The organism is Haloparvum sedimenti (assembly GCF_001462205.1).
In the GTDB taxonomy this organism is placed as follows: Archaea; Halobacteriota; Halobacteria; order Halobacteriales; family Haloferacaceae; genus Haloparvum; species Haloparvum sedimenti.
Map to the genome: position 1 here is coordinate 50,672 of NZ_LKIR01000062.1, position 26,161 is coordinate 76,832.

Here is a 26,161-nt window from a genome sequence, read left to right on the forward strand (position 1 = left end):
GGTCGGCAACGCGGCCACGGATCGACGACCGCTGTTCCTCCGCGACCCGCGGCCTTTTGAGTCGGCCGGCCCTCCCTTCGGTCGATGGAGTACGTCCAGGAGCGCGTGACGACCCTCCACGCGCTGACGGACCGGACGCCGGACGCGCCGACCGACCGCGCGGCGGTGGTGGTGCCGATGACGGAACGCGAGTACGGCGGGCTGGCGGCCGAGCGCGTGCTGACCGCGCTAGAGGCGGTCGACCCGGCCCGCGTGGTCGTGCCGCTGCGCGCGACCCCCGAACACGCCGGACCGTTCCACGAGTGGCTGAGCGAGTTCGACCTTCCCGTGGAGACGCTCTGGTGTGACGGACCGCGACTGGCGACGCTGCTCGCCGAGCACGGTCTCGACGGCGAGCGCGGGAAGGGACGCGACGTGTGGCTCGGGCTCGGCCGCGCGATCACCGAGGAGTTCGTCGTCGTCCACGACGCGGACACGCGCAGCTACAGCCCGGCGTACGTCCCGCGTCTGTTGTTCCCGCTCGCGCACGGCCACGCCTTCTCGAAGGGCTACTACGCCCGCGTCGAGGACGGGAAGCTCTACGGACGCCTGTTCCGGCTGCTGTACCGGCCGCTCGTGCGAGCGCTCGCGGACGCACACGACGCGCCGATCGTGGACTATCTGGACGCGTTCCGGTACGCGCTCGCGGGCGAGTTCGCGGCGACGAGCGACCTGGTGGCCGGGCTGCGGATCCCCCGCGGCTGGGGCCTGGAGGTCGGGACGCTCGGCGACGCGTTCGCGCAGGCCGGCTTTTCCGGCTCGGCGCAGGTCGACCTCGGACGCTACGAGCACGACCACCGCTCCGTCCGCGGGCCGACCGGGCTCGCCGACATGAGCGATGCGGTCACGGGGGCCGTCCTCCGAGCGCTCGCGGATCACGGCGTCGAGCCGGACCTCGACGCGCTGCCGGGCCGGTACCGGGAGGCGGCCGAGCGGATCGTGACCGGCTACGCCACCGACGCCGCGTTCAACGGGCTCGAGTACGACCGCGAGGCCGAGTTGGCGCAAGTCGAGACGTACGCCGACTCCGTGACCGCGCCCGGAGCGGACACCCGGCTCCCGGCGTGGGCCGAAACGGGGCTCTCGCCCGACGCGGTCCGCGAGGCGGCGCGGGCCGACCTCTCGGAGGTGCTCGGCTCGTGACCGACTTCGGTGACCCGGCTGAGGGGCCCTCGGCCGCCAGCATCGCGGCTCGCGACGAGATCGCCGGCGTCGTCGACCTGTTCGGCGCCCTCACGCGCGCCGAGCTGCGGAAGGCGCTCTCGGAGCTGGCGTTCAAGCGGGGCGCCGACGTGGACGAGGCGGCGGTCGACGCGGCGGTCGACGCCGCGATCCGCGAGTACGCGCTGGTTCCGGTCGACGCGTCGCCGGACGGGGGCGGGACCGTCCCCGCGGTGAGCGACGACGACCTCCTCGCGGTCGGGCCGGCCGCGTTCCCGACGCTGCCCGAACGGGCGGAGGACCTCCCGCACATTCTCGACGTGCCCGACCGCGACCCCGACCGCGCGGCGCTCGGGCGCGCCGTGGCGAGCCGGCTCCGCGCGGAGGCCGACGCCCTCCTCGACGCGTCGGGGTCCCGCGGGGGCGACCGCGCCGAGACCCTGCTCGACGTCTGCTACGACCTCGACGTGTGGGCGCCCGTAGAGACCGACGACGTGCGCGACCGGTTGACCGAGGCGCTGGCCGACGCCGAGTGACGGCGACGCGAGCGGCGCCGGTCGCCGCGGCCGGGCGGCCGCCCGACACAGTCGCAGGATCCCGGCCGGGACTGCACGGAGGACAAGACTAACGCCGGCCGGGACCCAGATCCGGGCATGGACCTGTCCGGGCTCCGGCACCGCACGCCGGTCGCGGTCACCGACGCCGCGCGCGAAGCGGCGGTCCTCGCGCCCCTCCTCCGACGGGACGACGAGCCCCACCTGCTGTTCACCAAGCGCGCCGACCACCTCGGCGAGCATCCCGGGCAGATGAGCTTCCCCGGCGGCGGTCGCGAGCCCTCCGACGCTGACCTCCGCGCGACCGCGCTCCGGGAGGCCAACGAGGAGATCGGCCTCCGCCCCGAGGAGACCGAGATCCACGGCGCCCTCGACGACATCACCACGGTCACCGACTACGCCGTCCGCCCGTTCGTCGCGACGGTCCCCGACCGCGAGTACGTCCCCGACGAGAGCGAGGTCGCGGAGGTGGTGGTCCTCCCGGTCGCCGCGCTCACCGACCTCGCCAACTACGAATCGGAGCGCCGCGACCACCCGGAGTACGGCGACCACCGCGTCCACTTCTTCCGCGTCGACGGCTACACCGTCTGGGGCGCCACCGGCCGCATGCTCGTCCAGCTGCTGGAGCTGACGACCGACTGGACCATGCCGCCGCAGGTCGACCGCGTCGTCGACCCCGACGCCGACTTTCCGGTCTGAGTGCCCGCAGGGCGACGCGGCGCGGCTGCCTCAGTCGGGCTGCACTCACGGCGGGAATTCCGCGCGATCCCGGAAAAACGCTCGGCCGGCGGCGGTGCTGTGCGGGGCAGTGCGGTTGCGGTGCCGTGCCGTCGGCGCGCGCCGCGGCGACCGCTTCGCGTGTCGCCGCGACCGCGCGAGGGAGGGCCGGCCGCGGCCGCGCTGCGTTGCTGTGCGGTTCCGCGGCCGCGGCCGACCCGAGGCTGGGGAGGTGTGAGGCTGCTGTGCGGTGCGGGGCGGTGGCTGGGGCGGTGGCTGGGACGGTGGCCGAGGCACTCTGGTGGTGCCGTCCAGAGCAGCGGGATCTGCCGAGACAGAAAAACCGCCGCACAGAGATCCAACGGGGCGCACCGGGAGTCTCGCGTCCCAGCGGTTCGATCCCCGACCGGGACGGAAACGGCGAACACGGCGCCGCGGCGAGCGTCGCCTAGCCGAAGTTCTCGACCTTCGCCGCGTCGGGGTCGCCGCCGGCGGCCTCGATCGCGTCGCCCGCGGCCGCCACGAACGGCGCGAAGCCGAAGACGAACACCTGCTCGTCGTCGGCGCCGGTGACCGCCTCCTCGACCGCCTCGTCGAACGCCTCGGTCTCATCGGTTCCCACGACGTGGACGGACGCGCCGTTCTCCTGCAGGTCGTTGAGGCGGGCGCCGTGAGCCGGCGCGTCATCGCGGTAGACGACCGCGGCCTCGTTGCCGTCCGCGAGCGCGCGCTCGCCGATCGCGACCGCGGGCCCGATGCCCGGTCCGCCCGCGAGCACCACGACGCGCGCCTCGCCCTCGTAGTGGTCGTCGCCGTAGGGTCCCGAGATCTCCACCTCGTCGCCCGCGCTCAGGCCGGCGAGGTACTCCGAGAAGGGACCGCCCTCCGAGGGGTCGACCTCGATGGTGACCTCGAACTCCTCGTCCACGTCCGGCGAGGAGAGGGTGTAGAAGCGTGCGTACCCCTCTCCCTCGACCGTCGCGGAGATCTTCACGAACTGTCCCGGCTCCGCCGTAAAGCCGTCCGGGGTCGCGAACCGCACCGCGACCGTGTCCGGGCCGACCGACGCCGACGCGGTGACTGTGACCGTCGTGTCCATACCGGCGTCTCGGCCGTGCGCCGAATGAGGGTTGTGCTTCGGGCGAGGGTGGCCCGGAACTGGGACGGGACCCGGCTTCGTGCCGCACCGGGATTCGACAAGTGACGAATTCGGGTACAGAAATTGCCGAAACGAGCCGCGGATACGGGCGATCTTCACGACAGTTGCCGATGACTACTGTGGTTCGTCGGGTCGACTCTCCGAATTCGGTGGACATACACGAAATTAGCTGCGTTTAGAAACAGTATTGCTGAACATTCGTTTTCTATATACTCCTATCTGGGACGGTTTTTAGATAATGCCCCGGTTCATGCTTTCAGAAGCCTTTTGATTGGTCCGGATGAAGCCAGAGACAGCATGGCTGCGGACTTCAACTGGGCCATCGGCGGGGAAGCCGGCGATGGCATCGACTCGACGGGGAAGATCTTCGCGCAAGCGCTCTCCCGAGCGGGTCGACACGTATTCACGTCGAAGGACTTCGCGTCCCGGATTCGCGGCGGCTACACCGCGTATAAGGTTCGCACGTCCGTCGACAAGGTACAGAGCGTCGTCGATCGACTGGACGTGCTGATCGCGTTGACGCCCCGGACCATCGAGGAGAACCTCGACGAGCTCCACGACGGTTCGGTGATCATCTACGACGGCGAGCGGACGACGATGCAGGACGTCGAGATCCCCGGCGAGATGGTGGGGCTCGACGTGCCGCTCAAGCGGCTGGCCGAGGAGGCCGGCGGGGCCATCATGCGAAACGTCGTCGCGCTCGGTGCCGCCTGCGAGGTGACGAACTTCCCCATCGAGAACCTCGACTCCGCGCTGGAGAAGCGGTTCAAGGACAAGGGCCAGCAGCTCGTCGACAACAACATGGAGGCGGCCCGCGCGGGCCAGTCGTACGTCGAGGAGGAGTACGACCACGCGTTCGACTACGACCTCGACACGACCGACGAGGACTACGTCCTGCTCAACGGCGACCAGGCGATCGGCATGGGCGCCATCGCGGCCGGGTGCCGGTTCTACGCCGGCTACCCCATCACGCCCGCGACGGACGTGATGACCTACCTGAAGGGCCGCATCGAGCAGTTCGGCGGGCACGTCATTCAGGCTGAAGACGAACTCTCCGCGATCAACATGGCGCTCGGGGCCGCCCGCGGGGGCGCCCGCTCGATGACCGCGACCTCCGGCCCGGGGATCGACCTGATGACCGAAACGTTCGGGCTGATCGCGACCTCGGAGACGCCGCTGGTCATCTGTAACGTGATGCGCTCGGGTCCCTCGACGGGGATGCCGACGAAGCAGGAACAGGGCGACCTGAACCACATGCTGTACGGCGGTCACGGCGAGATCCCGCGGTTCGTGCTCGCGCCGACCACCATCGCGGAGTGTTTCTGGAAGACCGTCGAGGCGTTCAACCTCGCCGAGAAGTACCAGATCCCCGTGTACCTCACCGCGGACCTCTCGATGGCGGTGACCGAGCAGACGTTCACGCCGGACACCTTCGACATGGACGAGGTCGAGATCGACCGCGGCTTCGTCGTCGACGAGGCCGACATCGACGGGCACCTCTCCGAATCGGGCGGGTTCCAGCCGCACGAGATCACCGAGGACGGCATCTCGCCGCGCGCGTTCCCCGGCACGTCGGGCGGCGCGCACATGTCCACCGGGCTGGAGCACGACGAGCAGGGCCGGCGGACCGAGGACACCGACATGCGCGTCGAGCAGGTCGACAAGCGCAACCGAAAGGTCGAGACGGCAAAGGAGCGCGAGGACTGGAGCCCGCGCGAGTTCGGCGACCCCGAGGCCGACAACCTCGTCATCACCTGGGGCTCGAACGAGGGCGCGCTCGCGGAGGCGCTGGAGTTCCTCGACGACGAGGGCATCGACCTGCGCGTGCTCTCGGTGCCGTACATCTTCCCGCGGCCGGACCTGTCGGACGCGGTCGAGGCCGCCGAGAACGTCGTCGTCGTGGAGTGTAACGAGACGGGACAGTTCGCGGACATCGTCGAGCACGACGTGCTCGAACGGGTCGACCGCGTCAACAAGTACACCGGCGTGCGGTTCAACGCGGACGAACTCGCCGCCGAGATCGAGGCGACCCTCGCGGAGGGAGCGGAGGCGTAACCATGAGCTCAGAGATCCGATTCACCGACTTCAAGTCCGACAAGCAGCCGACGTGGTGCCCGGGGTGCGGCGACTTCGGCACGATGAACGGCATGATGAAGGCGCTCGCGGAGACGGGCAACGACCCCGACAACACCTTCGTCGTGGCGGGCATCGGCTGCTCCGGCAAGATCGGCACGTACATGCACAGCTACGCGCTCCACGGCGTTCACGGACGCGCGCTGCCCGTCGGCACGGGCGTGAAGATCGCCCGCCCCGACATCGAGGTGATGGTCGCGGGCGGGGACGGCGACGGCTACTCCATCGGCGCGGGCCACTTCGTTCACGCCGTGCGGCGCAACGTCGACATGACGTACGTCGTGATGGACAACCGCATCTACGGGCTCACGAAGGGGCAGGCCTCGCCGACCTCGCGCGAGGACTTCGAGACCGCCACCACGCCGGAGGGGCCGAAGCAGCCGCCGGTTAACCCCCACGCACTGGCGCTCGCTTCCGGCGCGACCTTCATCGCGCAGTCGTTCTCCTCGGACGCGCTCCGTCACCAGGAGATCGTTCAGGAAGCCGTCGAACACGACGGGTTCGGCTTCGTGAACGTCTACTCGCCGTGTGTCACCTTCAACGACGTGGACACCTACGACTACTTCCGCGACAGCCTCGTGGACCTCAAGGAGGAGGACCACGACCCGACCGACCGCGAGGCGGCCAAGGACGTCATCCTCGACCAGAACAAGGAGTACCAGGGCGTCGTCTACAAGGACGAGGACTCGGTGCCGTACCACGAGCAGCACGGCGTCGACGAGGACATGTCGATCATCCCCGACGGCGCGCCCGAGGGCGCGACCGACCTCGTTCGCGAGTTCTACTGAGCCGCCGTCCGCAGCTTTTTCGTCGGCGTCGATATTCGCATCGGCGAGCGACGCGGTTTCTGCGCCGTCAGTGACCGCTCAGAACCCGCGCGGCGTCACTCCGAGCCCTGGTGTTCGACCGTCTCCATCAGGTCAAGCAGCGTCGCCTTCTCGTCGACCGCGGCCGGGTGGAGGCCGACGAGGACCACCACGTCGCCCTCGTGGGCGACGGTCGCGAGGTGGATCCGAAGCGGGACCTCCTCTCCGTCGACCTGCGTGGTCGTCGCGAAGGTCGTCACCTCGGTCTCCGTGTCGAGAACGGTCCGCGTCTCGGAGCCGACGACCTCCACGTCGCTGGCGTTGAGGTCGGCCGAATCGCCGGCACGGTCGAGGACGCGCTGGACGAGTTCCTCGTTCGAGAGCCGCACGACGGGGTTGACCGACTGGCCGGCGACCGTCGCGTCGGGCGTCGACGCGACCGTGAGCGAGGCCTGCCGCTCGCTGCTGGCGTAGGTGGCGACCCACGAGGTGGCGGTGACGTCGGCGCTCACCCCGGCCACCTCGATGGATTCGTTGATCGTGAACGGTTCCGGTTCCGAAGCCTCGTAGCCCGCCTCGGAGAGCGCGTCGTCGGGCACGCTCGCGGGCGAGGACTCGAAGCTGTACGCGCCGCCCGTACAGCCGGCGAGCAGCACGACGACCGCGAGAGCGGCGACGATCCTGGTTCGCATACGGTCAGGAAGGCGCTGCATTACTTATAAACTTGGCGTGCCGACGACGCGACCGGAGCGACCGCCGCGAAACCCGTCGACTCGCGGAGGACAGGACTCTTCAGCAATACTGATAAATCGCGGGCATCACCTTCGGCTATGAGCGACCGTTTCGACGTGGTCATCGCCGGAGCCGGCCCCGCGGGTGCACAGTGTGCCCGCGACCTCGCGGCGCGGGACTACGACGTCCTCGTGCTCGAGACGGAGCCGGAGTCCGAGTTCCCGCGTCAGAGCAACAAATCGACCGCGGGGACGTTCCCCTCCATGATGGCGTCGTTCGGCGTGCCCGACGACGTGGTGATGCAGTTCACCGACGACGTGGTGTTGGAGTCGCCCAACCGCCACTACGTCCAGCACCAACCGGGCGCAGTACTGGAGTTCGCGGATTTCAAACAGTGGCTCGTCGCGGACGGCCGCGAGAAGGGCGCCGAGTACCGCTTCGACTCGCGCGTCTCCGCGCCGATCACGGAGAACGGCGACGTGGTCGGCGTCCGCTACGACGGCGACGAGGAGGTCCGCGCGGAGATCGTGGTCGACGCGACCGGTCCGGCGGCGCCGCTGGCCAAGAAGCTCGACGTCGTGGATCTGAAGCGGGAGAACCAGGCGATCGGCATCGAGTGGGAGATGGAGGGGATCGACGTGAACCACCCCGACTACGCGGACCTCCGCGACGCGATGATGCTCCGGCTCGATCACGACCTCGCGCCCGGCGGGTACTCGTGGATCTTCCACACCGGCGGCGACACCGCGAAGGTCGGCCTCTGCTACATCCAGAACGACAGACACCGCCAGACCGCCGAGGAGGGGACCACCATCGACGGCTACCTCGAGAAGTGGCTCGACCGCGACCCGCGCTTCCGGAACGCCGAGAAGCTGGACGGAAAGGTCCACCGCGGCTCGGCGCACATCCAGCTCCCGACCGGCATGAGCACGGACTCGTTCATGGCCATCGGCGACACCGTCCCGAGCATCGACCCCCTGTGGGGCGAGGGGATCCACAAGGGGATGCAGTCGGGCCGCGCGGCCGCCGCGACCGCGGACCGCTGTCTAACGGGCGAGACCGACACCTCCGCGGCCGCGATGGAGACGTACGACGACCTCTGGCACGCAGAGGTCGCGCCGAACGCCCGCAAGCGGCTGCTGATGACGGAGCTGTTGTACCTCGCGCCCAACGAGCGCTACGACCGCCTGATGGCGGACCTTGAGGGCACGGACGACGACGTGCTCGCGGCCGTCAACGGCGGGAACCCCGCGGCCCTGCGGCACCTGATCCACCTCGACGACCTCCCGCTTTTGGTCTCGTTCGCGAAGCAGCGCTGGCGCGGGAACTGACGACCCGGTGACGTGACCGCCGTCGTGCGCCCCGGTCGGTCCAGCGGAAGGCACAAAGTTCACGTCACCCCGGGCGCGAGTAGCGGGCGATGGAACGACGGTCACCGGGCCTGCTCGACGCGATCCGGATCGACGTGTTGCGGCTCCACGAGACGTGGATGGAGCTGCTGTTTCCCCGCCAGCTCGACGCGAGCCACGTCCTCGGCAAGTGGAAACCCGAGACGGCCCCGCAGAAGGTCGGCTACTACCTCTGGGCGGTGCTGGGCGCGCTCCCCGTGCTGCTCGGCTATCCGCTCCTGCTCGTCGGGTTCGCGACGCGCCACTACGCCGCGCGGCTCGACTCCGCGGTGACGCGGATCGGCGTCCTCGGCGCGGTCGGCACCGCGGCGGTCGTCTGGGGCGCGCTGACGGTCGTCACGCGTGTCCAACTCTCCACCGAGGCGTTCCTCGCGGTCGGCGCCGCGAGCGTCGTCGCGGTCGTCGCGGCGGGCCTCGCCGCGCTGTTCGCGAAGGTCGGCGGCCGGATCACGAGCGTCCTGCTCGCGTACCCCGCGGCGATGACGGCGCTGTTCCTGCCCCCGGTCGTCGCGGCGCTGTTCACGCCCTCGCTCGGGAACGTGATCTTCCCGAACAGCACGGAGCTGGCGATCTGGCTCCTCGACAGCGTGCTCGCGGTCGGCGGGATCAACGAGTGGCTCCGCGCCAACTTCACGCTCGAGGGCACCGGCTACGTGCTGATGTGGCTCGCGCTGTCCGTGCCGGCCGGCTGGCTGCTGGGCCTGCTCGTCGCGCTCGCGGACCTGATCCGGCCGCGGGCGGACGGCTGAAGGGACGGCGGTCGCGACCGTCCATCAGGCCATCCCGATCGGATTCTCGCTTACGCGTCCGCCATCCCTCGGCAGCTCTCGGCGCATTCCTGCAGGACCTCGGCACAGACCTGACAGTGGGTGGCGTCGTGTTTTCCACACTCCTCCGCACAGGCCTCGCACGCCTCCGCGCAGGCGGCTGCGAGCGTGGAGCTGTACTGCGACCGACGGGCCATGAACCGAGCGTGCAGCGACGTGAGGTCGGCGACGTCTCGACAGAGGCGGGCGCACCGCTCCATGTCGGGGTCGCCGAGACACTCGTCGGCGCACCATTCGGACGCCTCTGCGGCCTCGTTGCAGTTCTCGATGCACTCGCGCTGGTCATCGCTCAGACCCTCGATCCTGTCGACCGTTTCCGTGAGAGACATTGCGCCTCGGGATTCGGTCGGGACGGGAGAGAGTGCGACGCCTGCATATCCAAGGGCATTATCCAGGGACCAGCCGCCACGGCTCTCCCGAGGGGCCGCCAACCGCGCGAAAGCCGCGGCTTCAGGCCGTATCAACACCGACCCCCTCGTCGAACGGCTGCGGCAGCAGCGAAAGCGTCCGATCTCAGTCCGCCTTCGCCTGCCAGTCCCGAACCGTGTCCACGCCGACCCCGTCCACGTCCGCGGCCAGGTCGTCCGGGTCGGCCTCCTTGAGGTCCGAGACCGACTCGACGCCCGCGCCCTCGAGCTTCTCGGCCGTCTTCTCGCCGATGCCCTCGACGGCCTCTAACTCGGAGCCGTTCTGTCGGGCCTGATACTCGCGGTAGTTGCAGATCGGGCAGCCGAGCTCCCACGGCTCGTCGCCGGAGTGGACGCGCAGGTGCGGGAGGTCGTGCTCCTCGCAGGTCTCGTCGGTCACCTCGATCTCGCCGCGCCGCGGCAGCGGGAGCGAGTAGTCGCAGTCCGGGTAGCGCGTACAGCCGACCAGTCGGGAGCCGGACCGGAGCTGTTTGATCGCCAGCTCGCCGCCCTCCTCCTCGCCGCACTCCGGACAGACGCCGATCACCTCGTCGTCCTGCTCGTCCGCCTCGTCGGCCTTACACTGCGGGCAGCCGTGGACGAACGTCTTGCGCCCGGCGAGCATCTTCACGTGCGCGAGCCCGTGCTCCTCGCACTCCTCGTCGAGGATCAGGGGCTTCCCCGTGGAGGGGAGCGGGAGTGTGTACTCGCAGTCGGGATAGCCGTCACAGCCGACGAAGTAGGAGCCGTGCCGGGACTTTCGGACCAGCAGATCCTCGCCGCACTCCGGGCAGGGGCCGAGCGTCTTGTCGGCCTTCAGCGAGTCGCGGAGGTGGTCCCCGACCTCCTCGCGGGACTCCGTCAGCTCCGCGAACACCGTCTCCAGAAGCTCGCGGGACTCCTCGGTCACCTCCTCGTAGGTGGTCTCGCCGTCCGCGATGGCGCGCATGTCCGCCTCCAGCTGGGCGGTCATCTCCTCGGAGACGACGCGGTCCGCGAACTGCTCGGCGGCCTCGACGACCGCCTCCGCGAGCCGCGTCGGCCGCGGCGGGTCGTTCTCGATGTAGCCGCGGTCGTACAGTTTTTCGAGCGTACCGTGCCGAGTCGCCTTCGTCCCGATGCCCAACTCCTCCATCTTCTCGATGAGCCGCGACTGGCCGTAGCGCCGCGGCGGCTGGGTCTCCTTCGCCTCGAGCGTCCGCTCGTCGAGGGCGAGCGTCTCGCCCTCCGCCACGTCCGGGACGGCCGTCTCGCTGGAGGACAGGTACGGATACACGTCGTGGTAGCCGGCCTCCACCAGCCGCTTGCCGTTGGCCTTCATTCGGAGGCCGCCGTCGGCGGCGAGCGAGGGCTCGACCGCGTCCGGTTCGTCGGCCTGCGCGGGGTCGCGCAGCGCGGCGCGGGGGTCCGCCTCGGCGGCGATCTCGGTCGCCGCGCCGTTCGCGAGCGCGACGACGCGGAGGTGCTCCCACTCGGCCGAATCGGCGACGGTGGCGAAGAATCGCCGGACGATCAGCTCGTACACCTCCCACTCGTCGTCCGAGAGGTCCGCGGCCGACGGGAGCTCGCCGGTCGGGTGGATCGGCGGGTGGTCGGTCGTCTCCTCGTCGCCCTCGGTGGGCTCGATCTCCTCCTGTTCGAGCAGGCCCTTCGCCTCGTCCGAGAAGCCGGAGTTCAGGAACGCCTCCAGCAGTTCGCGGGGGTCCAGGTCCTCGGGGTAGACGGTGTTGTCCGTCCGCGGGTAGGTGACGTAGCCGGCGGTGTAGAGGTCCTCCGCGATGGACATCGCGCGCTGGGCGGTGTAGCCGAGCGAGCCCGCGGCGCGGATGAACTGTGTCGTGTTGAACGGCGCCGGCGGGTCGTCGGTCCGGGTGCGGCGGCTGACGGAGTCGACGGTCGCGCCCTCGGCCGCCCGGAGCGCCTCGTCGAGCGTGTCGGCGGTTGCCTCGTCCCAGACGCGCTCCGACTCGTTGTCGTGCGCGTTCTTGTAGAAGTACTGTGCCGAGAAGGGGTCCCCGCCGTCCTTCGTGAGGTCGCCGTACAGCTCCCAGTAGTCCTCGGGGTCGAACGCCTGGATCTCCCGCTCGCGGTCGACGATGAGCTTCAGCGTCGGCCCCTGCACCCGGCCGACGGAGATGAAGTCGTCGCCGAGCTGGCGGGCCGACAGCGAGAGGAACCGCGTGAGCGCCGCGCCCCACACGAGGTCGATCACCTGCCGAGCCTCGCCGGCCGCGGCCAAGTCGAAGTCGAGGTCGTCGGGGTTCTCGAAGGCGTTCTTCACCTCGTTGTCGGTGATCGAGGAGAAGCGCACGCGGTCGACCGGCGCGTCCTCGTTCACCTCGCGGACCAGCTCGTAGGCCTCCTTGCCGATCAGTTCGCCCTCCCGGTCGTAGTCCGTCGCGATGACGACCCGGGAGGCGTTGCGCGCGAGGCGCCGCAGGGCCGCGACGATGCTCTCCTGGGTCGGCTCCTTGGTCGTCGGCGCGTCGATCAGCTCGACCGGCTCCACGTCGCGCCAGTCGTTGTACTCCGCGGGGAAGTCGACGCCGACGACGTGGCCCGACAGGCCGATGCAGCGCTTGCCGCCCCACTTGTAGACGTTGACGCCGTTCATCCGGTCGGCCTCCGCGGACTCCCCGCTCAGGATGTCCGCGATGCGCCGCGCGGCGTTGTCCTTCTCCGTGATGATCAGCTCCGGACCCCGACTCATTGCGTCCCGCTACGCCGCTCCCCCGCCTAAACCTTTCGTGCCGGAACCGCCGAAAACCGCAAGCACACGCGGGGACGGGCGCGTCCGGGCGCGACGCAGCCGCGCACTCGCCTCGCGCCGGCCCGCGTGCGCGAGGTGGATGGCGAATGGCGAGGCGTCGTCGCCTACTCGGGTCTCTCGGCGGACGAGAGGGGGTTCCGACCGACCCCCTCGCGAACGCCGAACTCCAGCGCGTCCACGACGTAGTGGGCGACGACGACCGCGAGCAGGCTCCCGGTGGCGACGAACAGCGCGCCGAGCACGGCGCCGAGCAACGCGGCGACCGCCACGCCGAGCGCGCCCTGCGCGCCGTGCCCGAGCCCGAAGGCGACCGACGAGACCGCGACGAGGAGCCACGGGTCGAGGCCCAGCCCGAGCGCCAGCGCGCCCACGAGCGCGCCCCTGAAGACGGCCTCCTCGGTCGCGGCGATGACGGGGACGACGACGCCCAGGAGGAGTCCCCACTCGCCCCGCGTCGTGGGCGCCATCGCCTCGCGGAGCCGCGTCGACGGGCTGTACCCGGCCCGGCGCGCGAGCGCGGCCGCGGCCTCGTTACCGAGGTACAGAAGGGTGCCCGCGACGACGCCGACCGCGAGGAGGCGAGGCGTCGCGACCGCCGCCGCGAGGCCGAACGCCGCGGCGGGCACCTCGGTCCACCACGCGAGCGCGGCCAGCACCCCGAGCGCGAGCGCCTGCGAGACCGCCACGTTCGCCAGGAGCGCGCGCGTGGTGAGGACCGGACGCGGTGGATCGGCGGCGGTCTCGGAGCTCCTGTGCTCAGGCTCGTCGACCCCGACGATCTGGACGCGGTCGAGCGTTCGCCGCGACCGGTGCGTCAGAAACAGCAGGACCGCGGTCAACAGGCCGGCGCCGGCGGCGAAGGCGGTCCAGTCGGTCATGAGGTGATGAGTCGGTGAGAAACGTCGGAAAACGGGACCCGGCGCTACTGCGGGCTGGGGTTCGAGGAGCCGGCGACGCCCCCCTCCTTCAGCGCGGAGCCGGTGATCGACTTGAGGCGAGCGACCAGCGAGTCCTTGTCGGGTTCGCCCTCCAGGGCGATGTCGAGGACCTCGCTGATGTGCGAGACCGGGATGATCTCGATCATCTCGCGGTACTCGTCCTCGATCATCACGTCCTGCTCGTTGGCCTTCGGGATGATCACCCGGTCGCAGCCGGCCTTCGCGGCCGCCTCGATCTTGTGGGTGACGCCGCCGACCGGGAGCACGTCGCCGCGGACCGACAGCGAGCCGGTCATCGCGAGGCTCTGGTCGACGCCGATGTCCTCCAGCGCGGAGATGACGGCGGTCGCGACCGTGATGGACGCGGAGTCGCCGTCGACGCCCTGCTGGCCCGTCTGGATGAACTGGATGTGGATGTCCTTCTCGGAGATGTTCTCGTCGGAGAACTTCTTGATGATCGCCGAGACGTTCTGGACGGACTCCTCGGCCATCTCCTTCAGCTGCCCGGTGGCGATCACCTGGCCGCCGCTCTGCGTGGGGGTGACCTCCGCCATCACGGGGAGCATGATGCCCGAGTCCTCGCCCATGACGGCGAGCCCGTTGACGCGGCCGGTGACGTACCCCTCCGAGACCTGCAGCTCGTAGTCCTTGCGGCGCTCGATGTAGTCGTCCGCGAGCTGCTGCTCGATGGAGCGGGAGCGGCCCTTCGCCGACAGCACGTGCTCGCGGGTGGTGTAGTCGGCGTCCTCGCCGCGGGCGATGTCGCCGGCGACGCGGACCAGCCCACCGAGGTTCCGGAACAGGAGCGTGAGGTGCCCCTTCCGGCCGGAGCGGCGCTTCGCCTCGAGGATGACCTCCTCGACGGCCTCCGCGGTGAACTCCGGCAGGCGGCCGTCCTTCGCGACCTCCTGGGCGATGAACCGGACGTACTGCCGGCGCATCTTCGGGGTGTCCTCGATGGTGTCCTCCATGTACACCTCGTAGCCGTACCCCTTGATCCGGGAGCGCAGCGCCGGGTGCATGTTCTCCATCGCGTCGAGGTTCCCGGCCGCGATCATGACGAAGTCCGTCGGGACGGGCTCGGTCTGGACCATCGCGCCCGAGGAGCGCTCGGACTGGCCCGTGATCGAGAACTCGCCCTCCTGGATCGCCGTCATGAGGTGCTGCTGGCTGCGGATGTCGAGCGTGTTGATCTCGTCGACGAACAGCACGCCCTTGTTCGCCTGGTGGATGGCGCCGGCCTCGACGCGGTCGTGGCTCGGCGTCTCCATCCCGCCGGACTGGAACGGGTCGTGGCGCACGTCGCCCAGCAGCGCGCCGGCGTGGGCGCCGGTGGCGTCCTCGAACGGCGCGGTCTGGGTGTCCGCGTTGTTCACCAGCAGGTTCGGCACCATCGCGTCCGAGCCGCGGTTCATGTAGCGGAACGCGAGGTAGATGATCCCGGCCGCGAGGATGCCGAGCAGGATCTGGCTGGTGATGATCAGCGCGTAGCCGAGCACCACCGCGATGATGATCCACATCAGGAAGCTCCGCATCTGGTTGCGCTTGCGGGCCTCCTCCTTGTGGGCCTCGACGATCTGTTCGCCCTTGCCGGCGGGGACCGTCCGGACCTTCGGCTTGTTGCCGTCGTCCGGATTGTGGTAGACCAAGACGTCCTGAAGCTCCTCCTTCGGGAGCATCTCGGCCATCGCCTTCGCGAGCATCGACTTCCCCGTCCCCGGGGAGCCGATCATCATCACGTGGCGGCGCTGCTTGGCCGCCTTGATGATCACGTCGCGGGCGTGTTCCTGCCCGATGACCTGGTCGACGAGCCGGTCCGGGATCTCGATCTCCGACGTGGAGTCGATCTTGAGCCCGCCCAGCAGGTCGTCCTCGTCCGGGTCGTCCTCGATCTCGGCGCCCTCGACCTCGACGGTGCTGCCGAGTTCGTCGATACCCCCGTCGTCGTCGACCGGGCTCTCGTCGACCGGACCCTCACCGACCGGGTCCTCGTCGACGCCGTCCTCGGCCGCGCCGCCGCTCCCGAGCGAACCGTCCCGGCTCGCGGGTGCGGTCGGATCGTCGCCGGTGTCCGCTTCGCCGGTGTCCGGCGGATCCTCCGCCGGCGGGACGGCGTCGTCCCCGTCCCGACCGTCGGCGGCGTCCGAGTCGGGGTGCTCGTCGCTCACGGGCGCGTCGTCCCCCTCGCGGCCCCCCTCGGTCGTGTCCTTTTCGTTGCTCATAGAATCGAGTGTCGCTACTGAAAACGTGGCGACGGCGATTGATATACTTTCTCCCCGAGTGCGCGAGGGCTACCGGGACGTAGACGGCTTCGTCACCAGTTCTATCGGCCGAAAACGCTATCGCGGGCGACCCGCCGTATTTATAAATCGCCCGCGTCCAACTGCCGCGTATGCGGGGGTTCTACATCGGACGCTTTCAGCCGTTCCACGACGGCCACCGCCACATGGTCGAGGAGATCGCCACGGAGGTCGACGAGCTCGTCCTCGGGATCGGCTCCGCGGGCGACTCCCACTCCACGCGCAACCCCTTCACCGCCGGCGAGCGCGTGATGATGGTGACCAAGGCGGTCGAGGAGCTGGACCTGACCACCTACGTCGTCCCCATCGAGGACCTCGACCGCAACTCCGTCTGGGTGAGCCACGTCGAGAGCATGACCCCGAAGTTCGAGGTGGCCTACTCCAACAACCCCCTCGTCGTCAGGCTGTTCGAGGAGGCGGGCGTGGAGGTCCGCGGCTCCCCCATGTTCAACCGGGACGTGCTGGAAGGGACCGAACTCCGCGAGCGGATGATCCACGGCCGCGACTGGGAGTCGCTCGTCCCCGAGGCCGTCGTGAACGTGATCGAGGAAGTCGGCGGCGTCGCGCGCATCCAGCGCGTGGCCGAGACCGACACCAACGGGGAGTGACCGTGATCACGCTCGCCTCCGACTTCGGTCCCCCGTACCCCGCCGCGATGCGCGGCGTCGTCCGGCGCCGCACCGACGCCGAGCTCCTCGACGTGAGCCACGACCTCCCGCGCGGCGACGTGCGCGCGGGCGCCTTCTGGCTCCGCTTCCTCCTCCCGGAGTTCCCACCAGCCGTCCACTGTGCGGTCGTCGACCCGGGCGTCGGCACCGACCGCGCCGCCGTCGTCGTCCGCGCCGGCGATCACGCGGTCGTCGCGCCGGACAACGGGCTCGCGATCCCAGCGGCTCGACGCCTCGCCGCCGGTAGACGGGGCGGTCCCGTCGACGCTCCCGCCGAGGACGACCCGGGGATAGCGGTGTTCGCCATCGACGCCCCCGAACCGGACTCCGCGACGTTCCACGGTCGGGACGTGTTCGCGCCCGCGGCCGCGGACGTCCACGACGCCGGCGTCGACGATCTCGCGGCCGTCGACCGGATCGCCCCCGCCGAGGACTACGTGGACCTCTCGCTGCCGACCGCGACCGTGGACAGAAACGCGGCGGGCGAACCGGTGTCGGCGGTCGGCGAGGTGATGGTCATCGACACCTTCGGCAACGTCATCACCAACGTTCCGGGCGCGGTGTTGGACGGCGTCGAGTCGGTCGAGGTGAACGGCGAGCGCGTCCCGGTCGGCGAGACGTTCGCGGACGTCGACCGCGGCGAGCGCCTCGTCACGGTCGGGAGCCACGGCTACGTGGAGTGTGACGTAAACGACGGCCGCGGCGACGAGCGCTTCGGGCTCGGGTCGCGGTCCCCCATCCAGCTCGTGTTCTGACCGGCCGCAGTCGGCCGCACCGCAGTCGGCCGCACTACCGGCAACCGCGGTCCGTGCGCCCCGCTATCGCTCGGCGTCCGCGGCGGTTCCCTCCGCGGGTTTCTTCTCGTCCGCGTCGGCGCCCTCGCGGACGAACACGACCGGACACTCGGCGCTCATCATCACCTGGTGGGAGGTGCTGCCGAAGACGGCCTTCCCCGTGGAGGAGCGCTTTCGACCGCCGACGAACAGCATGTCGGCGTCCCGGTCGTCGACGACGCCGAGGATGCCCTCCACGGTCGGCTCGACCGTACTCTCGACTTCGTGGCTCACGTCGGCGTCCCCGAGGGCGTCCGTGAGACAGACGACGCTCTCCAGCCGCTCGGCCACCTTATCGGGCTCGGGCGGGTCCTCCGGGTCGTAGCCCGCCTCCGTGACGCCCTGCCGGAAGGCGCGCTCGGAGAAGGCGTGGTACAGCACCACGTCGGCGCCGCTCGGCTCGGCGACATCAGTCACCGTCTCGGTCAGCTGGCGGATGCGCGACTCCTCGGTCGGACCGATGGCGACCACGAGGGTTTGGAGGCTCATACCCGTTCTTCGTGACGCCGGCGTAAATGGGTCCGGATGCCGGCGACGGCAACGTATTTTGTCCCGGTGGTCCAACTGTCGGCCGATATGGACGACGCCCCGCACCGCGACGCCCGCTACCTCGCGGGCTCACCGGTCCGGATCGCGGTGTTGCGCGAACTCGACGCGGAGCCGCGACGCCCCGCGGCGCTGACCGAGCGCGTGGACGCGACGCGTACGACGGTCCAGCGGATCCTCGCCGGCTTCCGCGAGCGCGACTGGGTCCGCAAGGCGGACGCGCGGTACCGGCTCACCGCGACCGGGGACCGCGTGCGGGCCGCCTACGAGGACCTGCTCGCCGAGGCAGATCGCGCCCGCGAGGTCGGGCCCCTCGTCGCGAACGTCGACGCCTTCGAGGCGGGGCTTCCGCCGGCCGCGCTGGAGGTCGGCGAGGTGACCGTCGCGGACGACCGCGACCCGTTCGCTCCGGTCGACCGCTTCCTCGACGTGTTTGCGGACGCCGCCGGCGGTCACGTCCGGGCCGTCTCCCCCATCGTCAGCCGCGCGTTCAACGAGTCGGCCGTCGAACTGCTGGACGCGGGAACGACGATCGACCTCATCATCGACCGGGCGGTGTTGGCAGCTTCCGAGAGCGATTTCGAACCGGCGCTGCGGCGGGCGATCGAGGACGGCTCCGTCTCCGTGTACGTCCACCCCGAGCCGGTCGAGACCGGGCTTTGCGCGTTCGCGGACACGGCCTGCCTCGCGGCCTACGACGACGGAAACAACATGCGCGCGCTGCTGTCGTCCGACGCCGCCGTGGTCCGAAACTGGGTCGACGACCGGATCGACGACGCGCTGGAGCGCTCCCGACCGCTCGCGACCGTCTTGGGTGGCGAGGAGACGACGACCGACGACCCGACGCCTTGAGCGCACGGCGTCGGAGACACCGCTGAGCGTCCGTGCGACCGCGGAGAACGGTGGGTCGGTGTGGGGGACCGAGCGGCCAGCGGAGGGCCGAATGCGGGCACCGGAACCGCTACCGGACCGGTCGCCGCTTCGCGGACGACTGGCGATAAATGGTCGCCGGCCGCCGTACCTATACTTACTTGCGGTCGCTCGTCTTCGGCTCCGATACAGTTACAGGATCTGTAACACCCGGTTCGCCGTCCCGTCCGTCCTCGCTCTCGTCCCCGAATGCGTCTTCATTCACGTCCCCGAGTGCGTCCTCGAGGCCCCACTCGGCGGCGCGTTCGGCCGCCTCCTCGCGGGCCTGCTCGCGGATAGCGGCGACGCGGTCGTCGTCCGCCAGAAACGCGGCGACCGCGCTCCCTCCGCCGGCGGACTCCTCGCGCCGCTCCGCGGGGGCGATCTCCCGAGTCCGGTCGGCTAGATCGGGATCGCCGGCCAGCTCCGCGGCGGGCGCACCCGGTGTGACTCGCAACGCCGGCGTCTCGTGTGCCTCGGACAGCGCCGAGGGCGGCAGCCGGTACAGCTCGACCCGGATGGGACCGGGACCTGCGAGCGCCGCGAGGGCGTCGGCGCCGCCGTCGTCGGTTGCCGGATCGTACGCGAGCACCGGCACGCCGTCGGCGAAGGTGAGAACGCCGCGTGCCTCGCCGTCGAGCAGTAACGTCTCCCCGGGTGCGACGGTCGCGTAGCCGGTGAGCCGGTCCTCGAGCGCGGTCCGGAGGAGCGTCGCGGGGTCGGTGACGACACGCGATCGGAGTAGCTCGCCGCGAGGGATGTGGAGCTCCTCCGCGGCTTCGGGCGTCTCGGGCGGTTCGACCCCGTCGGCGTCCTCGGGCGCGTCGCTCCCGGCGGCGGTCTCGTTCCCGTCGTCGGTCGGCCCGCCAGCCTTTCTCATGGCCGGTCGGGAACGACGGCGCTCCGGAAGCGGTCCGCCAGCGCATCCGCGCCGTCGTCGGCCGGTTCCCCCACCCCGGGCGGGCCGTCGGGACGCACGTCGAGCCGGTCGGCAGCCCGGCGGTAGGCGGCCGCGGCGTCGCTGTCGGGCGCGTGCGCCAGTAGCGGCTCGCCCGCGCGGCGCGCCTCGCGGACCGGGTCCGAGGCGGGAACCTGCGCCAGCGTCGGCCCGCCGAAGCGGCGCTCCGCCTGCTCGGCGACGCGGTCGGCGTCCCCGCGCACCTTGTTGAACAGCACGCCCGCGGTCCCCGTGCCGTACGAGCGCGCGTACTCCTGCACCTTCAGCCCGTCCGAGAGCGCGGGGATGGTGGGCTGGACCACGACAACGGTCCGGTCGGCCAGCACGACCGGCAGCACCGCGGACTTCGACCCGAGCGCGGCCGGCGAGTCCAGAAGCACCACGTCGGCGTCGCGGCCCAACTCGGCGACCACGTCACGGAGCCGCGCCGGGTCCGCCGCCTCGAAGTCGGCCAGCGAGGTGCCGCAGGGGACGACCGTCATCCCGAACCGCTCGTAGGTCGCCTCCCCGATGCCGGTGCCGGTGCCCTCGACCAGCAGGTCGTGTAGCGTCACCTCCACGTCGTCCAGCCCGGCGTGGAACAGCAGGTTCGCCATTCCGGTGTCGGCGTCGACGACCGTCACCTCGTACGCCTCGGCGAGCGCCATCCCCAGCGCCAGCGTGCTGGTGGTCTTGCCCGTCCCGCCCTTGCCGCTGGCGACCGCGAACGCCTCGACCATGGGACCTATCCCGCCTACTCGGTTAAAAATTATCCCCTCTCCTCCCGTCCAAAAGGTCGCCGTCCGACCGATCGTCGTTCGACCGGTCATCGTCGGTGAGGTCCAACGCCCCGAGGTCCACGTGGTCGCACAGCAGGTCCGCGGCGCGGTCGTGCGCGGACCCGGCCGCGTCGGCGTCTGCGCGCGCGAGCGCGGCGGCCCGGTCCCGTCCGGCGGCCGTGAAGACCGCGTCCACGAACGCCTCTCGGGTTTCGTCGTTCTCGAACAGCCCGTGGAGGTAGGTGCCGAGGACGCCGGCGCGGTCGCCCCCGCGGTCGACCGCGACTCCTAGCGCCGCGCCCTCGCGGTCCTCGCGTCCGGGCCCGTCTCGGCCCGGAGCGAAGGGGATCCGAACCGCGCCCTCGTCGGTGCCCGGGGCGAGCCGCGTCTCGCCCATATGGATCTCGTACCCCTCGACCGCTCCCGAGGCGCCCGCGAGCGGCCCGGTCCCGTCGACCTCGAGCGTCGTCGCGACGACGCGCTTGTCGGCGCTGAAGGCGGTCTCGACGGGCAACAGGCCGACGCCCGCCACCGTCTCGCGGTCGCCCGTCCCCTCCACGTCCGCGCGGAGGATCCGCTCGCCGAGGATCTGGTAGCCGCCGCAGAGCCCGACGACCGGTCCCTCGACGTGCCGGAGCGCGTCGACGAGGCCGGCCTCGCGGAGCGCGAGCAGGTCGTCGACGGTGTTCTTCGTACCCGGGATCACGACCGCGTCGGCGTCGGCGAAGGGATCGGCAGCCGTAGGCCCATTCTCCCGGTCGGTGTCCCGGACCGGGACGTACGCCACGCGGACGCCCGGCTCCGCGGCGAGCGGTTCCAGGTCCGTCACGTTGGAGGCGCGCGGGAGCCGCGGAACCGCGACCGTCACCGCCAGCTCCGCCGGGACGCCGTCGTCCGCGCCGCGGACCGCGCGCTCGTCGGGCGCCGGGAGCGCGACGCTGTCCTCCTCGGGGAGTCCGGGGTCGTCGTGAGGGATCACGCCCAGCACCGGCACGTCGGTCCGGTCCTCGAACTCCTCGATCCCAGGCGTGAGCAGCGAGCGGTCCCCGCGGAACTTGGTGACGACGGCCCCGACGACGCGCTCGCGGAGGTCGTCGGGCAGGAGCTCCAGCGTCCCCACGAGCGAGGCGAAGACGCCGCCCCGCTCGATGTCCGCGACGAGCAGGATTTCGGCGTCCGCGACTCGCGCCGTCTCCACGTTCGCCAGGTCGCGGTGCTGGAGGTTTATCTCGGCGATGGAACCGGCGCCCTCCGCGACGACCACGTCGTGGGCGCTCGCGAGGCGCGCGTGGGCCGCGACCGCCGCCGCGCGCGCGTCGTGCCAGTGCTCCTCGTAGTAGTCGCCGGCCGCGTAGTGGGCGACCGCCTCGCCGTTCAGCACCAACTGCGACTCCCCGCCGCCGCGGGGCTTCAGGAGGACGGGGTTGTGGTTGGTCTCCGGTCGGACGCGCGCGGCACGGGCCTGCACGTACTGGGAAACGCCCACCTCGCCGAAGCCCGTGCTGTCCGCGGCGCCCGCGGTGTTCGTGGTGTCCACGGCGCCCGTGCCGTTCGTGTCGACCGATTTCGGCACCGCCCGGGCGTTGTTCGACATGTTCTGTGCCTTGAACGGCGCGACGGAGACCCCGTGGTCGGCGAGAACGCGGCAGAGCCCGGCCGCGACCGTCGACTTGCCCACGTGGGAGGCCGTGCCGGCGACGAGGAGGGTGCGGGCCGAGGAGTTCCGTCCGTGGCTCTCCCCGCCACCCTCGCCGTCCGCGCCCCCCGTCATGTTCAGAACTCCGTGCCCATGCGGGCGCGCTGCCCCGCGTCGATGGGGTGTTTCTCCTTGGCGACGCGGGTGATCAGGTCCGCCTCGTCGTAGAGGTAGTCGGGCTTCGCGTGGCTCCCGGTCAACACGAGTTCGAGCGACGGCGGTTTGGCCGCGATCAGGTCGAGCACGTCCGCCTCGTCGAGCAGCCCCTTGTCGACCGCGTACAGCACTTCGTCGAGGATCAGGAGGTGGACGCCCTCGTCGGCCTCGCCGTCGAGCGGCAGGGGGGCGTCGAGGTCGGCGTCGGCGGCCGCGTCGATCAGGTCCTGTGCGCGGGCCAGTCCCCCCTGCGCCTTCGCGGCGTGGTCGTCGTCCGCGGAGCCGTCCCGGAAGCCGTGCCAGCCGTAGTGGCCCGTGTTCTCGTAGGAGAAGCCCGGCACCGCGGCGATGGCGTCGTACTCGCCGCGGACCGATTCGACGGAGTCGGCGCCCCCCTTCATGAACTGAAGCATGTGGACGCGGAAGCCGTGGCCGGCCGCGCGGAACCCCATCCCGAGCGCCGCGGTCGTCTTCCCCTTCCCGTCGCCCCACCACGCCTGCACCAGGCCGAACTCCTCGGGCGCGCGCGCCTCGATGCCGCGCGCCTCCGGCGTGACTCCCCCGCCGGGGGTCCCGCGCTCCCGGGCGCGGTCGCGTCTGTCCCCGTCGTCCCCGCCGCCTCGTTCGCGCGTGCCGTCCGCGTTGTCCATGCGAGTTGGATCGACACAAGCGAACTTGAATGGGTCGGAACGGGTCGCCCCTCGGCTCTCCGACAAAGGTTTAGATATGTCTAATCTTTCTATTCGATAGAAGTCCTTTTGTGTCTCTACCACCCACGGTCCGATAATGAGTAAGATAGAAACGACCGCCGTCCGGGGGAACACCCTCACCCGGCGACGACTGCTCGCGGCGGGCGCGAGTTCGCTCGCCGCCGGCGCGGCGGGCTGTCTGAACGGCACCGCCCTCGGGTCGACCGGGGAGAGCGACGGGCCGCGCGCGGTCGCCTCCTTCTTCAGCTTCTACGACTTCGCGCGGGAGGTGGCCGCGGACACGCCGGTGACCGTCGAGAACCTCGTCCCGACCGGGCTCCACGGCCACGGCTGGGAGCCGGACGCGAGCGTGACGCGCGACATCCTCGAGGCGGACGCGTTCGTTCACGTCGGCGCCGACTTCCAGCCGTGGGCCGACCGCGCCATCGAGACCGTTCACGACGACGGGGCGGACACGGACCTGATCAACGTCCGCGAGGGCGTGGACCTGATCCCGCTGGCCGAGAGCCTCGACCGCGACGAGGAGGGCGTCGGCGACGACCGCGCGCTCGACCCGCACTTCTGGCTCGACCCGACGCGGGCGGCGACCGCGGTCGACAACATCGTCGAGGGGTTCGCCGAATCGTTCCCGGACCACGAGGCGACGTTCCGCGCGAACGGCGATGCCTACAAGGAGAACGTGCTCGCGGCCGTCGACGAGCGCTACGCCGCGACGTTCGACCGCGCCGACCGGGGCGTCGTCCAGTTGGCCGCGCACAACGCGTTCGGCTACGTCTCCGACCGCTACGACGTGGAGATCCGGCCGCTCGTCGTCAACCTCGCGGCCAGCGGCGACGTGAAGCCCTCCGACATCCGGCGCGCGAAGGAGGTCATCGACGCCAACGACATCAGGTACGTCGGCGCGGGCGTCTTCGAGAGCCGGAAGCCGGCCGAGCAGCTGATCGCCGAGACCGGGGTGGAGGCGTACTTCCCTGTCACGCCCTACGCCGGCGTCCGCGAGGACTGGGTCGAGGCGGGATGGGGATACGAGGAGATCGCCGACAACATCAACCTCCCCACCTTCGACGTGGTGCTCGGCAACGTCCCGCCCGAGGAAGCCGGGCCGGAGGGCTGGGCCGACCGGTGGAGGAATTTCGAATGAGCGGTGAGGGATCCCCCACCTCTTCGCCGCTCATCGACCTCGACGGCGTCTCGTTCGCGTACGCCGCGACGCCGGTGGTCGAGGACGTGTCGCTGAGCGTCGACTCGGGCGAGTACGTCGCGGTCGTGGGACCCAACGGCTCCGGCAAGTCGACGCTCCTGCGACTGATCCTCGGACTGGAGGAACCCGACGCCGGGAGCGCCCGGCTGTTCGGCGAGCGCGCGGCCGGCTTCGACGCCGGCGAGCGCGTCGGCTACGTCGCGCAGGGCGCCCGCGACGCCTCCTCGATGCCGATCACCGTCCGCGAGGTCGTGAAGATGGGTCGGTTCCCGCACGTCGGCTTCGGGCGGCTGTCGGCCGACGACTGGGCCGCGGTCGACGACGCCATCGCCACGGTGGGGATGGAGGCGTTCGCGGACCGACGGATCACGAAGCTCTCCGGCGGCCAGCGACAGCGGGCGTTCATCGCGCGGGCGCTCGCGAGCGACGCCGAGCTGCTGGTCCTCGACGAGCCGACCGTCGGCGTCGACGCCGAGTCCGTCGCGGCGTTCTACGACCTGCTGGACGCGCTCAACGACCGGGGCATCACGGTCCTCCTGATCGAGCACGACCTCGGCGCGGTGACCGACCACGCCGAGCGCGTGGTGTGTCTGAACCGCGAGGTCTACTTCGACGGGCCGACCGAGGCGTTCCTCGACAGCGACGCGCTCGCGCGGGCGTTCGGCGCGACCGCGGGGCTCGTGGCCGACGCCGGAGGGTCCCCGGCCAGTGAGGGGGAACGGGCCGGCACCGCGTCCGGCCTCGGAACTCCCCCCGGAGGTGAGGACTGATGACGAACCCCCTCCTTGCACCGCTCTACTGGCTGCTTTCGGCGTGGTCGTGGCTCATGTTCCGGCTCGCGGAGGTCACCGGGCTCGGCCTGCTCGACTATCCGTTCATGCACCGCGCACTCCTCGTCGGGCTCTGCATCGGCGTGATGGCGCCGCTTATCGGAACCTTCCTCGTCCACCGGCAACTGGCCCTGATCGGGGACGCGCTCGCGCACACCGCGTTCGCGGGCGTCGCGGTCGGACTGTTCCTGAACGCCGTCCTCGACTTCGGCGTCTCGCCGTACCTGACCGCGGTGATCGTCGCGATGATCGCGGCGCTCGCCATCGAACTCATCTCGGAGGTGACGGACGCGTACAACGACGTGTCGATGGCCATCGTGCTCTCGACGGGGTTCGCGCTCGGGACCGTCCTGATCAGCCTCAACGCGGGCGGCCTCTCCGTGAGCGTCGACCAGTACCTGTTCGGCAACCTCGCGACCGTCGCCGCGGACGACGCCGCCCTCCTTCTGGTGCTCTTCGCCGTCATCGTCGGCACGGTCGCGGTCGCGCGCAACCAGCTGCTGTACGTCACCTTCGACGAGACGGCCGCGCGCGTCGCCGGGATCCGCGTGAACTGGTACAACCGCGCCACGGTCGTGCTCACGGCGATGGTCGTCGTCGGCGCGATGCAGATCATGGGCGTCATCCTCGTCGCCGCGATGCTCGTCGTGCCGGTCGCCGCCGCCACCCAGATCTCGCGGAGCTTCACCGGCGCGCTCCTCTCCTCCGTCGTGCTCGCGGAGCTCGCGGTGCTTCTGGGCATCGGCGTCTCCTACTACGCGGAGGCGACCGCGGGCGGCGTCATCGTGCTCGTCGCGGTCGGCATCTATCTGGTCTGCGTGGCCGCCGGCAAGCTCCGCGAGGGGCGCGCGGAGGAGACCGAGGCGCCCGAGCTGGACGCGATGGCGGCCGACCGCGAGGCCGCGGACGACTGAGTGGAAGTGTGGAGCCCGCCGGAATCACTA

The 26,161-nt window shown here is 70.7% G+C and carries 24 protein-coding genes; 13 read left to right on the forward strand and 11 right to left on the reverse strand.

What is annotated here, in order from left to right; genetic code table 11:
* Positions 1-84 precede the first annotated feature (84 nt).
* From AN233_RS03715 to AN233_RS03725, 3 genes are all read left to right on the forward strand, one after another.
* Entirely contained in the window at positions 85-1,182 is a 1,098-nt protein-coding gene (locus tag AN233_RS03715; RefSeq protein WP_058365505.1) for a hypothetical protein, read from the forward strand.
* Positions 1,179-1,736, forward strand: a complete 558-nt coding sequence (locus tag AN233_RS03720) for a DUF7109 family protein (RefSeq protein ID WP_058365506.1) — start codon at positions 1,179-1,181, stop codon at positions 1,734-1,736. The genes AN233_RS03715 and AN233_RS03720 overlap by 4 nt, the downstream gene beginning before the upstream one ends.
* A 117-nt stretch (positions 1,737-1,853) precedes the next feature.
* The gene (locus AN233_RS03725; RefSeq protein WP_058365507.1) at positions 1,854-2,453 is read left to right on the forward strand and encodes an NUDIX hydrolase; all 600 of its coding nucleotides are present in this window, start codon (positions 1,854-1,856) and stop codon (positions 2,451-2,453) included.
* Positions 2,454-2,919: 466 nt separating this feature from the next.
* Here the strand turns inward: AN233_RS03725 and AN233_RS03730 are convergent, their stop codons facing one another.
* Entirely contained in the window at positions 2,920-3,570 is a 651-nt protein-coding gene (locus AN233_RS03730; protein ID WP_058365508.1) for an FAD-dependent oxidoreductase, read from the reverse strand.
* A 357-nt stretch (positions 3,571-3,927) separates the two neighbouring features.
* Here AN233_RS03730 and AN233_RS03735 point away from each other — a divergent pair, with 357 nt between their 5' ends.
* Both AN233_RS03735 and AN233_RS03740 read left to right on the forward strand, forming a co-directional pair.
* A complete protein-coding gene (locus AN233_RS03735) occupies positions 3,928-5,685 on the forward strand; it encodes a 2-oxoacid:acceptor oxidoreductase subunit alpha (RefSeq protein ID WP_058365509.1) in 1,758 nt (585 codons plus the stop codon).
* 2 nt (positions 5,686-5,687) lie between these two features.
* The gene (locus tag AN233_RS03740; RefSeq protein ID WP_058365510.1) at positions 5,688-6,551 is read left to right on the forward strand and encodes a 2-oxoacid:ferredoxin oxidoreductase subunit beta; all 864 of its coding nucleotides are present in this window, start codon (positions 5,688-5,690) and stop codon (positions 6,549-6,551) included.
* 95 nt (positions 6,552-6,646) lie between these two features.
* On the opposite strand, the gene AN233_RS03745 is transcribed toward AN233_RS03740, so the two are convergent.
* Complete coding sequence (locus AN233_RS03745; RefSeq protein WP_058365511.1) at positions 6,647-7,261, reverse strand: DUF6517 family protein; 615 nt, start codon at positions 7,259-7,261, stop codon at positions 6,647-6,649.
* 138 nt (positions 7,262-7,399) lie between these two features.
* Between AN233_RS03745 and AN233_RS03750 the strand changes: the two genes are divergently transcribed.
* Together AN233_RS03750 and AN233_RS03755 are read left to right on the forward strand one after the other, a co-directional pair.
* Entirely contained in the window at positions 7,400-8,632 is a 1,233-nt protein-coding gene (locus tag AN233_RS03750; protein ID WP_058365512.1) for a digeranylgeranylglycerophospholipid reductase, read from the forward strand.
* Positions 8,633-8,721: 89 nt separating this feature from the next.
* Entirely contained in the window at positions 8,722-9,459 is a 738-nt protein-coding gene (locus AN233_RS03755; protein WP_058365513.1) for a hypothetical protein, read from the forward strand.
* Positions 9,460-9,509: 50 nt separating this feature from the next.
* Here the strand turns inward: AN233_RS03755 and AN233_RS03760 are convergent, their stop codons facing one another.
* The 4 genes from AN233_RS03760 to lonB all read right to left on the reverse strand — a co-directional run bounded on the left by AN233_RS03760 (position 9,510) and on the right by lonB (position 15,874).
* Positions 9,510-9,866: a four-helix bundle copper-binding protein gene (locus tag AN233_RS03760; RefSeq protein ID WP_058365514.1), complete on the reverse strand. Its 357-nt coding sequence runs from the start codon at positions 9,864-9,866 to the stop codon at positions 9,510-9,512.
* Positions 9,867-10,050: 184 nt separating this feature from the next.
* A complete protein-coding gene (locus AN233_RS03765; protein ID WP_058365515.1) occupies positions 10,051-12,654 on the reverse strand; it encodes a DNA topoisomerase I in 2,604 nt (867 codons plus the stop codon).
* A 164-nt stretch (positions 12,655-12,818) separates the two neighbouring features.
* The gene (locus AN233_RS03770) at positions 12,819-13,592 is read right to left on the reverse strand and encodes a CPBP family intramembrane glutamic endopeptidase (protein ID WP_058365516.1); all 774 of its coding nucleotides are present in this window, start codon (positions 13,590-13,592) and stop codon (positions 12,819-12,821) included.
* A gap of 44 nt (positions 13,593-13,636) precedes the next feature.
* Positions 13,637-15,874, reverse strand: a complete 2,238-nt coding sequence (lonB, locus tag AN233_RS03775) for an ATP-dependent protease LonB (protein ID WP_058365517.1) — start codon at positions 15,872-15,874, stop codon at positions 13,637-13,639.
* Between the two features lie 170 nt (positions 15,875-16,044).
* Between lonB and AN233_RS03780 the strand changes: the two genes are divergently transcribed.
* Both AN233_RS03780 and AN233_RS03785 read left to right on the forward strand, forming a co-directional pair.
* Positions 16,045-16,560: a nicotinamide-nucleotide adenylyltransferase gene (locus AN233_RS03780; RefSeq protein WP_058365518.1), complete on the forward strand. Its 516-nt coding sequence runs from the start codon at positions 16,045-16,047 to the stop codon at positions 16,558-16,560.
* A gap of 2 nt (positions 16,561-16,562) precedes the next feature.
* Positions 16,563-17,375, forward strand: a complete 813-nt coding sequence (locus tag AN233_RS03785) for an SAM hydrolase/SAM-dependent halogenase family protein (protein WP_058365578.1) — start codon at positions 16,563-16,565, stop codon at positions 17,373-17,375.
* A 63-nt stretch (positions 17,376-17,438) separates the two neighbouring features.
* Here the strand turns inward: AN233_RS03785 and AN233_RS03790 are convergent, their stop codons facing one another.
* A complete protein-coding gene (locus AN233_RS03790) occupies positions 17,439-17,942 on the reverse strand; it encodes a universal stress protein (protein WP_058365519.1) in 504 nt (167 codons plus the stop codon).
* An 87-nt stretch (positions 17,943-18,029) separates the two neighbouring features.
* Between AN233_RS03790 and AN233_RS03795 the strand changes: the two genes are divergently transcribed.
* Entirely contained in the window at positions 18,030-18,851 is an 822-nt protein-coding gene (locus tag AN233_RS03795) for a helix-turn-helix transcriptional regulator (protein ID WP_058365520.1), read from the forward strand.
* Between the two features lie 175 nt (positions 18,852-19,026).
* On the opposite strand, the gene AN233_RS03800 is transcribed toward AN233_RS03795, so the two are convergent.
* The 4 genes from AN233_RS03800 to AN233_RS03815 are packed head-to-tail and all read right to left on the reverse strand — an operon-like array spanning position 19,027 to position 23,126.
* A complete protein-coding gene (locus AN233_RS03800) occupies positions 19,027-19,788 on the reverse strand; it encodes a hypothetical protein (RefSeq protein WP_245625997.1) in 762 nt (253 codons plus the stop codon).
* Positions 19,785-20,585 carry a nucleotide-binding protein gene (locus tag AN233_RS03805; RefSeq protein ID WP_058365521.1) on the reverse strand — a complete coding sequence of 267 codons (801 nt, stop codon included), beginning with the start codon at positions 20,583-20,585 and terminating at the stop codon, positions 19,785-19,787. The genes AN233_RS03800 and AN233_RS03805 overlap by 4 nt, the downstream gene beginning before the upstream one ends.
* Before the next feature lie 22 nt (positions 20,586-20,607).
* Positions 20,608-22,395 carry a cobyric acid synthase gene (locus tag AN233_RS03810; protein WP_058365522.1) on the reverse strand — a complete coding sequence of 596 codons (1,788 nt, stop codon included), beginning with the start codon at positions 22,393-22,395 and terminating at the stop codon, positions 20,608-20,610.
* A 2-nt stretch (positions 22,396-22,397) separates the two neighbouring features.
* Positions 22,398-23,126, reverse strand: coding sequence for a cob(I)yrinic acid a,c-diamide adenosyltransferase (locus AN233_RS03815; protein ID WP_058365523.1), 729 nt, complete (start codon positions 23,124-23,126; stop codon positions 22,398-22,400).
* A gap of 136 nt (positions 23,127-23,262) precedes the next feature.
* Between AN233_RS03815 and AN233_RS03820 the strand changes: the two genes are divergently transcribed.
* Genes AN233_RS03820 through AN233_RS03830 form a run of 3 tightly spaced genes read left to right on the forward strand, consistent with a single transcriptional unit; the run spans position 23,263 to position 26,131 of the window.
* On the forward strand, positions 23,263-24,327 hold the full coding sequence (locus AN233_RS03820; RefSeq protein WP_058365524.1) for a metal ABC transporter substrate-binding protein: 1,065 nt from the start codon (positions 23,263-23,265) through the stop codon (positions 24,325-24,327).
* Positions 24,324-25,157 (forward strand): metal ABC transporter ATP-binding protein, encoded by an 834-nt coding sequence (locus tag AN233_RS03825; protein WP_080508336.1) that lies wholly within the window; start codon positions 24,324-24,326, stop codon positions 25,155-25,157. The genes AN233_RS03820 and AN233_RS03825 overlap by 4 nt, the downstream gene beginning before the upstream one ends.
* Positions 25,157-26,131, forward strand: a complete 975-nt coding sequence (locus AN233_RS03830; protein WP_058365525.1) for a metal ABC transporter permease — start codon at positions 25,157-25,159, stop codon at positions 26,129-26,131. Before AN233_RS03825 ends, AN233_RS03830 begins: the two co-directional genes overlap by 1 nt.
* Positions 26,132-26,161 lie beyond the last annotated feature (30 nt).